This window comes from Candidatus Binataceae bacterium (genome assembly GCA_036495685.1).
Taxonomy (GTDB): Bacteria; Desulfobacterota; Binatia; order Binatales; family Binataceae; genus JAFAHS01.
Map to the genome: position 1 here is coordinate 1 of DASXMJ010000210.1, position 7,464 is coordinate 7,464.

The window sequence follows — 7,464 nt, forward strand, 5'->3', positions numbered from 1 at the left end:
CAGATTCTTAACGGCGGCACGTTGAGTCTCCCACCCCTTTCCTCCGGAAGCGTCAGCTCACCGACGGGACTTGCCGTCGACCCGCAAAATGCTTTCGCATACACGGCCAACCAGGGAGGTGGCACGGTCGGGATTTTCCAGCTTAATGTCGCCTGCCCCTCGATTGTTCAGGCGATATGCCAACGCACGACGATAGCAACCGAAACCAACCCCCCATCGAATGGTAGTGCTCCGTTCGCGGTAGTCCTCACCCACTAGGGTCGGTAGCCGATCAGACCGCCATCCCAACCGCAAATTGACCACTGCGGTCTTTCGGATAATAGTTCTAGTCGGTGCCGAGCTGCACAAGCTGGTGAGTACTCAAACAAAGGTCGCAGGAAGCGTTAATCACGGCGAGGATCCCGCGTTCGTGATGGATGGCTCGGGCATGGTGATCCAATGGAGCACCCAGGCTGAGAAGCTATTCGGATGGACGGCCGCCGAAGCGATCGGAAGGCGGCTATCTGAGTTGATTATCCCCGAGCGTAATCGAGCTGCACATGAGGCTGGCCTGAGCCGCTTCATGCAGGGAGGTTCCCAGGGCAAGCTGCTGAATCGGCCGCTGGAGATTACCATGCTGCATCGAGACGGCCACGAATTCGACGTGTCGGTCCGAATCGACTCTCAGGCGACCCCCACGGGCCGGTGTTTCCCGGCCTACGTCACGCGACAATAGGATCTGCCTCGCCACCGCGGGGTCTGTTTGCACGATCGTTGAACCTTCGCTTGTCTCCGCAGCCCTGCCCGTCATAGGTTCTGACGTCTACGGGCGTTGGCATTCGCGCCCGCCGCAAAGGATGAATGAGAGATGAAATTCGGTATCTTCATGGCCCCGTTCCACAGGGTTGGCGAAGACCCCACTTTGTGCTTCGAGCGCGATATGCAGCTCATCGAGTGGCTCGATGAGCTCGGCTATGAAGAGGCGTTCATTGGCGAACATCATTCGTCTGGATGGGAGATCATTTCGTCACCGGAAATCTTCATGGCGGTCGCGGCCGCGCGCACGCGTCGCATCATGCTCGGTTCCGGCGTGGTCAGCGTCCCGTATCATCATCCGTTCCACATCGCCAACCGGTTCGCCTTACTGGATCATCTGACTCGCGGGCGCGTGATGCTCGGATGCGGCCCCGGCGCCCTTGCGGCCGATGCCCACATGCTCGGCATCGACACAACCACGCAGCGCCGCCGGATGGTCGAAGGGGTGCAGGCTATCGTGCGCCTGTTCACCGAGCGGGGCGGCATCACTCTCGATGGTTCTTACTTCAAACTTAATGACGCGCACCTGCAGGTGAAACCCTTTCAGCAACCGCACATGCCGATTTTCGTGGCCAGTACGATTTCTCCGTCCGGCATGGTGGCCGCAGGCCAACTTGGATGCGGTGTATTGTCGGTCGCCTCCTATGCACCGGGGGGCCTGGACGATCTGATGAAACGATGGGCCATGGCGGAAGAGACCGCGGCCGAGAATGGCAAGACCGTAGATCGGCGCAATTGGCGGCTGGTTTTTCCGGTTCATCTTGCCGAATCGCGCGATGAAGCGATTAACGATATCCATGAGGGCGCCAATCGCTGGATTCAGGACTATTTCATCAACACGCTGGGCGCGCGTCTGCAGTTCGAGGAATACCCGAATCAACCGGTCGAAGAGATCACCATTGACCGGATGATCGGACGTGGGGGCGTAATCGTCGGCACGCCCGACGACGCGATCGCTCGGGTCAGGCAACTGCAGGATGCCACCGGAGGATTCGGCGGCATGCTGATGCTGGCGCACGAATGGGCGACGCGGGAGAAGACCCTGCATTCATACGAACTTTGGGCACGCTATGTCGCACCGCAGTTCAGAGGTATGATCGAGGAACAGGTGAAGTATTCTAACGAGTTGGCGCGCAGCAACCGCGAGCTGCTTTTCAATAAATCGCTGGCCGGTATCGCAACTGCGATCCAGGACTACGCTCAACACAAAGCTGAGAAAGGCGAACCAGTTCCCGATCTGTTGACCCAACCCCTGACCCGCGTGCGTCCGTAAATAGTCGCGGGTTCTTGGCTGGTTAAGGAAAAATCGCTCCAGCGCCGCCTGTCATGGTACGCTGAGTGAACCGACGCGCGCGTCGAGTAAGTCCACGGACGGTCGATGGTTGAAGAGTCTCAGCGAGTTTCAAATTCTCCATTTTCTCGTCCAGGTCGGTGCCCTGCTGCTCGCAAGCCGGGTGCTCGCCGACCTGATGAAGCGATGGGGGCAAGCGTCGGTCATCGGCGAATTGCTCGCGGGGGTGGTACTCGGCCCCTCCATCCTGGGTCATCTCGCACCAGCCGTCTACGGGTGGTTATTCCCAAATGATCCGTTAGTCTCGCATTTGCTGGAAGCGCTTGCCTGGATCGGGGTCATTGCCCTGCTCCTGTATATCGGTTTGGAAACCGACCTCGGTATCTTGGGCGGGATGGGGCGTACCGCCGCGGTGGTTTCCGTGTTTGGAATGGTCATTCCCTTCGCGTGCGGACTCGGCCTGGGGTGGCTGCTCCCGGCTCACTATCTCACCGCACCCGGCCAGCGCGTCATCTTTGCTCTGTTCATGGCGGTCGCCGTCGCCATCTCCGCGGTACCAGTGATCGCGAAGATTCTCCTCGATCTTGGTCTCCTGCGCCGCGACCTGGGAATGCTGATTCTCGCAGCCGGGATAATCGATGACACGACCGGATGGCTACTGCTTTCCATCGTCGCGGGCCTCGCCCAACGGGGCAATGTGCGGCCGTTATCCTTCTTGATCCTGCTTATCGAAGCAGCGGCCTTCATTGGGTTCTGCTATTTCGTCGGATATCGAGTCGTGGCGCGCGTTCTGCGCTGGATCGACGATCGAACTTACATCGAGCACGCAAAGTTCTCCGCCGCGATCGTAATCGCTTTGCTGTGTGCGGTCATTACGCAATCGATTGGAATCCACGCGGTCTTCGGCGCCTACATCGCGGGCGTCATGATGGCGCGTTCGACCCGCTTGAGAAAAGCAGACCGCTCGGAGCTGGAAGCCGTCGCGCTGGGTTTTCTGGCCCCCCTTTTCTTCGCCTACTCCGGTCTCAAGACCGACCTCTCCACCCTGCGCGATCCGCTGCTTGTGGGTGTCGTGCTGGCAATCGCAATCGGTGCCAAGTTCCTCGGATGCACCGCCGGAGGATTGATCGGACGGCTCAAACTGCGCGAGTCGCTGGCCGTGGCTATCGGGATGAACGCGCGCGGTGGAATGGAGATACTGGTCGCGCTAATCGGACTCAGTCTTGGTGTCCTAACTCCGCAAATGTATACCGTCATCGTTGCGGTCGCCGTGATAACCTCGCTCATGACGCCGCCGCTCCTCAGCTGGGCGATTAGCCAAACTGGCGAGCGCGCCAGCGACGTGGAGCGCAGCGAGCGCGACCGACTCCGGTCACGGCTGCTCTTTACCCCCAAAGGTGCCAAGCTTCTGGTGCTCGCCGGCGGCGGTCCCAACGCCGATCTTGCGGCTCACGTCGCGGCGGCGTTGGGAGATCATGCAGAAGCCAGCATCACGATCTTCCACGCGGTCGGACCCGGGATGCGAAGCAAGTCGGAGCAGTTCGACGAGCAGTTCGCGCGCCTCAAAGGGATCGCCGAAGCCGCAGGAGCGCAGAATGTTCAGCAGCGCACCGGCTCCGGCGAATCGCTGGTCGAGGCCATCACGGCTGAGAGTGAGCGTGGTTACGACGCGATCTTCGCGGGCGCATCGCAGCTCAGAGGTTACGACGAGCTCGGCGGCGACGTGTTGCGCGGAATCGTCAGCGACGCGCGGGCGCCGGTGGTTATCGTGCGCAACGGTCATACTGCGGCGCCGTTTCGGCGTCTGCTCGTTCCAATCACTGGCGCCGAGTTCTCGCGCCTCGGTGCCAACCTTGCGATGCACTACGCCCGCGGGTTTAGCACTGAGCTTACCGCGCTCTACGTACGCGAATCCGCATCCAACCTCCTTCCGCTAATACGGATCGGAAGGCATCAGCTAACCACGGAAGGTGCGGAATTTGTCGACGAGATCGGCATGCTGGGGCGCGAGATCGGCGTCCACGTCGACACGCGGGTCGACGCGGGGCGTCATCCTGAGAACGTCATCCTTTCCGTCTCGGAACGGGAAAAGATCGACCTTCTTGTGATGGGCGTGCTGTTTCGTTCGTCCGAGGAGCGATTGTTCTTCGGACCCAAGGTGCGCGAAATTCTCCGCCGGGCACAGTGTGCTGTCGCGCTGATTGTTCCGCCCCAGCATCCAAATCACCAGGTCTAACCCGGCGGGGCGGCTGGTGCTGCCGATGGACTCACTCGCTGCGCCAGTGCTAATTCGCATCGCGGAGGACTCGGCATGGAAACGCATAAGGCCATCTGCAGCGCGATCGACAATTTTCGCGAAACGGCGGTCGCAATCAGCCGTTCCATTCACTCCCGTCCCGAACTCAAGTTCGAAGAACATTTTGCCGCTGAACAGCTTGCCAGAGGCGCGACCGCGCTCGGATTAAAGGTCGAGACCGGCATCGCGGGACTTGCCACTGCGTTTCGCGCGGAATTCGGTCGGGCGAGTGGCCCGACGGTTGCGATTTTTGCCGAATATGACGCGCTTCCCAACGGCCATTCCTGTGGTCACAACCTCATCGCGGGAGCGGCCCTGAGCGCGGTTGCCGGCCTCAGTTCGATTGGCGATCAACTACCCGGGCGAATTGTGTTCATGGGCACCCCTGCGGAAGAAGGCGGAGGAGGAAAGATCCTGCTCCTGCAGCGCGGAGCCTTGAAAGGCGTCGATGCCGCCGTGATGGCACATCCAATGGATATGGAATGGTCCACGATGCCCGCGCTAGCGACCCGTCATCTTCACATCACCTTCAGGGGCCGCGCCGCGCATGCGGCGCTGGCGCCGTGGGACGGATCGAGTGCGTTGGCAGCCGTCTTGCAGACCTTTCAGGCAGTCGACATGGCACGGCTACATTTCCGCGACGGCTCCCGGATTCACGGCATCATCACCAACGGTGGACAGGCGGTCAACATAATCCCGGAGCGCACCGAGTGCATGTTCCTCGCGCGCGGCAAGACCAGCAAGTACGTCGCGCAAATGGCGGATAGGGTCATCCAATGCGCCGAGGGGGCCGCGATGGCGACCGGGACCAAGGTCGAGGTGGAAGTCGTGGGCGGTTACAAGAACATGATCAACAACTACACCATGGCGCGGCGGTACGCGGCGCATTCCGAATCGCTCGGGGTTTTGACTCCGGAGGCCCCCCAGGATCTGCCCACCGGCAGCACCGACATGGGCGACATCAGTCACGCGATGCCCGCCATTCACCCGACCTTCGCGATTGCGCAGCATGGAGAAGGATCGTGCCATGAAGACCGCTTCGTCGCACACGCGGATTCCGGCCGCGGCTACGGCGCGATGATCCGCGTCGCCAAGTCACTCGCGCTGACTGCCTACGACTTAATCTCGGACCAGGGGTTGATGGCCGCCGCCAAGGCGGAGTTCTCGAAGCGACAGGAAAGCTGAGTTGAGGGGGAAGCCCCGGTCAATGACAGCCGCAAGCGCCGCCGCAGCATCCGCCGCCCGACGACCGTCCAGCGCCATTCGAAGACAGGGCGCGGGCCGCCGCGGCGATTGCGTTGGAGTCTCCGCCGCGCGCGGCGAATACTGACATTTGCCGAGTCAGGTGCGCACCATGGCAGGCGGGGCATTCAGCATCCTCGTCGTGGCCCGGTCGAACCAGCACTTCCACCGAACGCTCGCAGTCGCCGCAGCGATATTCGTAAATCGGCATCCGGCTATTCCTCGAACGGCTGGGCGTATTCCACCAGCACCCCCCGCGTCGCCTTCGGATGGAGAAAGCAAATCATCCCCGCCAGGCCGTGACGGGGTTTCTGATCGAGGAGCTGGATTCCCTTGCTGCGGGCACCATCGAGTTCGCGCGCGACGTCATCGGTTTCAAAACACAAGTGATGCAATCCGCCGCCTCGGCGGGCAAGAAATCTGCCGACCCCGTTCTCCGGGTTGAGCGGCTCGAGCAATTCGATTTCACTGTCCCCGACCTTGAGTAACGCTGCCCTCACCCCCTGCTCTTCGATGGTGGCGCTCTTGGTGAAGTGCAGGCCGAGCGTGTCGCGCCAGAACCGCAGTCCGCTTTCCAGGTTCGCCACGACCACGCCCACGTGATGAATCCGCTTCAGCATCGCAGCATCATTTGTGGTCGAGGCAGATCTTACGCTGCAGGGTGTTCCAGCGCGCAGCGATTTCGGGGGTGCCGAGGGTCGGATGCTCTGCGCGGGTCTGGGCCAGCTTGCTGCACGCGCCGGGGATATCCCCGCGCGCCGCGTAGATGGTCGCAATATTGTATTTCGCCTCGTACCACAGGTTGTCAGATTCGGCGGCGGTGCTTTCCACGTTGGTCCACAACGTGATCGCGTCCTTATAGTTGTTCTTCGCCTGCGCGATGGTGGCCAACCCCGCGTTGGCGTCGGGAGAGGCCGGGTCGGCCTTGACGACCTGGTTGAAGACGGCCTCCGCTTTGGGCTCCTCTCCCAGGGCCAGGTAGGCCTTGCCTAGAATCGAGAGCGTACCGGTCAGGTTCTTCGCCTGGGTCTTACCGCTTTGCACCATATCTTCGAAAAACGTGTACGCGGTCACGGTAAGCTTGGCGTTTGCCTTGAAAGTCTTCTGGTCTCCTTTGTCTTGCGCGGCTTGCGCAGCTTTCCAGAAATCCAGACCGAGTTCCTTGATGAAGTCGCTCTGCGCCGTGTTGCCCTTGTTCTTCTCCACGATCGCGGCGAGGTCGCGATCGACGTCGTCATAGCGTCCGAGTTGGCTCAACGCGACGATGCGCCATTCCTGCACATCGCGGAATTTGTCGCTCATCCCTGGATACTGGTTCTCGTAGTTCTGCAGCAGATCGGCGATCACCTTCGGGTCGGGGTTCTTTTCCTGCATCAACCCGGCGAGCATGTAGATTGCGCGCCCATTGACGTCCTTCACGAATTTCTTCTGCTGACCGTTCTGCGCGGTTCGCTCGGCCTCAGGCTCCATCTTGATGGTTTCCTGGAGGTCCTTCATGGTGTCGTTGCGCAGCTGATCCACATTGACAGCGGTGGTTTTTTTGTCTTTCGAGTTTTCCCCCTGGACCAGCTCGAGATATTTGCATTCCGCTGAATTGAATTTCGCGGTAAAGGCATACTCGTTCTGGCCGCTCACCTGCTCGTACTGCTTGGCAGCGTCGAGGTATTTCCCCTGGCGCTGCAAGTTCTCACCCAACCGGAAACGCATCTCGGCGGCGTACTGCCCGGTGGAGAATTTGCTCAGATAATTCTCCGCGCCTTTTATCCATTGGTCGTTGAGCTGGGTATTTTTCATCCCGCTCGCCTCCCACTGCTGGCGCGGCAGCGCATAGGCCATGTAT

General features: G+C 60.7%; 8 protein-coding genes. 5 read left to right on the forward strand and 3 right to left on the reverse strand.

Going from position 1 to position 7,464, the window contains the following annotated elements:
* The 5 genes from VGI36_19395 to VGI36_19415 form a co-directional block, all read left to right on the forward strand.
* Positions 1 to 258 (forward strand): hypothetical protein (locus VGI36_19395; GenBank protein ID HEY2487315.1); only part of this gene is annotated, 258 nt, incomplete at its 5' end.
* A 94-nt stretch (positions 259 to 352) separates the two neighbouring features.
* On the forward strand, positions 353 to 715 hold the full coding sequence (locus VGI36_19400; GenBank protein HEY2487316.1) for a PAS domain-containing protein: 363 nt from the start codon (positions 353 to 355) through the stop codon (positions 713 to 715).
* Positions 716 to 847: 132 nt separating this feature from the next.
* The gene (locus VGI36_19405; GenBank protein HEY2487317.1) at positions 848 to 2,068 is read left to right on the forward strand and encodes an LLM class flavin-dependent oxidoreductase; all 1,221 of its coding nucleotides are present in this window, start codon (positions 848 to 850) and stop codon (positions 2,066 to 2,068) included.
* A 109-nt stretch (positions 2,069 to 2,177) separates the two neighbouring features.
* The gene (locus tag VGI36_19410; protein HEY2487318.1) at positions 2,178 to 4,322 is read left to right on the forward strand and encodes a cation:proton antiporter; all 2,145 of its coding nucleotides are present in this window, start codon (positions 2,178 to 2,180) and stop codon (positions 4,320 to 4,322) included.
* A 75-nt stretch (positions 4,323 to 4,397) separates the two neighbouring features.
* Positions 4,398 to 5,567 (forward strand): M20 family metallopeptidase, encoded by a 1,170-nt coding sequence (locus tag VGI36_19415; GenBank protein ID HEY2487319.1) that lies wholly within the window; start codon positions 4,398 to 4,400, stop codon positions 5,565 to 5,567.
* 19 nt (positions 5,568 to 5,586) lie between these two features.
* Here VGI36_19415 and VGI36_19420 read toward each other — a convergent pair whose 3' ends face one another.
* From VGI36_19420 to VGI36_19430, 3 genes are all read right to left on the reverse strand, one after another.
* Positions 5,587 to 5,835, reverse strand: a complete 249-nt coding sequence (locus VGI36_19420; GenBank protein HEY2487320.1) for a zinc ribbon domain-containing protein — start codon at positions 5,833 to 5,835, stop codon at positions 5,587 to 5,589.
* A gap of 4 nt (positions 5,836 to 5,839) precedes the next feature.
* Positions 5,840 to 6,244, reverse strand: a complete 405-nt coding sequence (gene mce, locus VGI36_19425) for a methylmalonyl-CoA epimerase (protein ID HEY2487321.1) — start codon at positions 6,242 to 6,244, stop codon at positions 5,840 to 5,842.
* A 7-nt stretch (positions 6,245 to 6,251) separates the two neighbouring features.
* On the reverse strand, positions 6,252 to 7,464 hold a 1,213-nt coding region (locus tag VGI36_19430; GenBank protein ID HEY2487322.1), incomplete at its 5' end, for a tetratricopeptide repeat protein.

What these genes read in the sequence shown, in the direction of transcription:
- VGI36_19405 (HEY2487317.1), top strand. Translation starts at nt 848, where the DNA reads ATGAAATTCGGTATCTTCATGGCCCCGTTCCACAGGGTTGGCGAAGAC.
- VGI36_19415 (HEY2487319.1), top strand. Translation starts at nt 4,398, where the DNA reads ATGGAAACGCATAAGGCCATCTGCAGCGCGATCGACAATTTTCGCGAA.
- VGI36_19420 (HEY2487320.1), bottom strand. Translation starts at nt 5,835, where the DNA reads ATGCCGATTTACGAATATCGCTGCGGCGACTGCGAGCGTTCGGTGGAA.
- mce (HEY2487321.1), bottom strand. Translation starts at nt 6,244, where the DNA reads ATGCTGAAGCGGATTCATCACGTGGGCGTGGTCGTGGCGAACCTGGAA.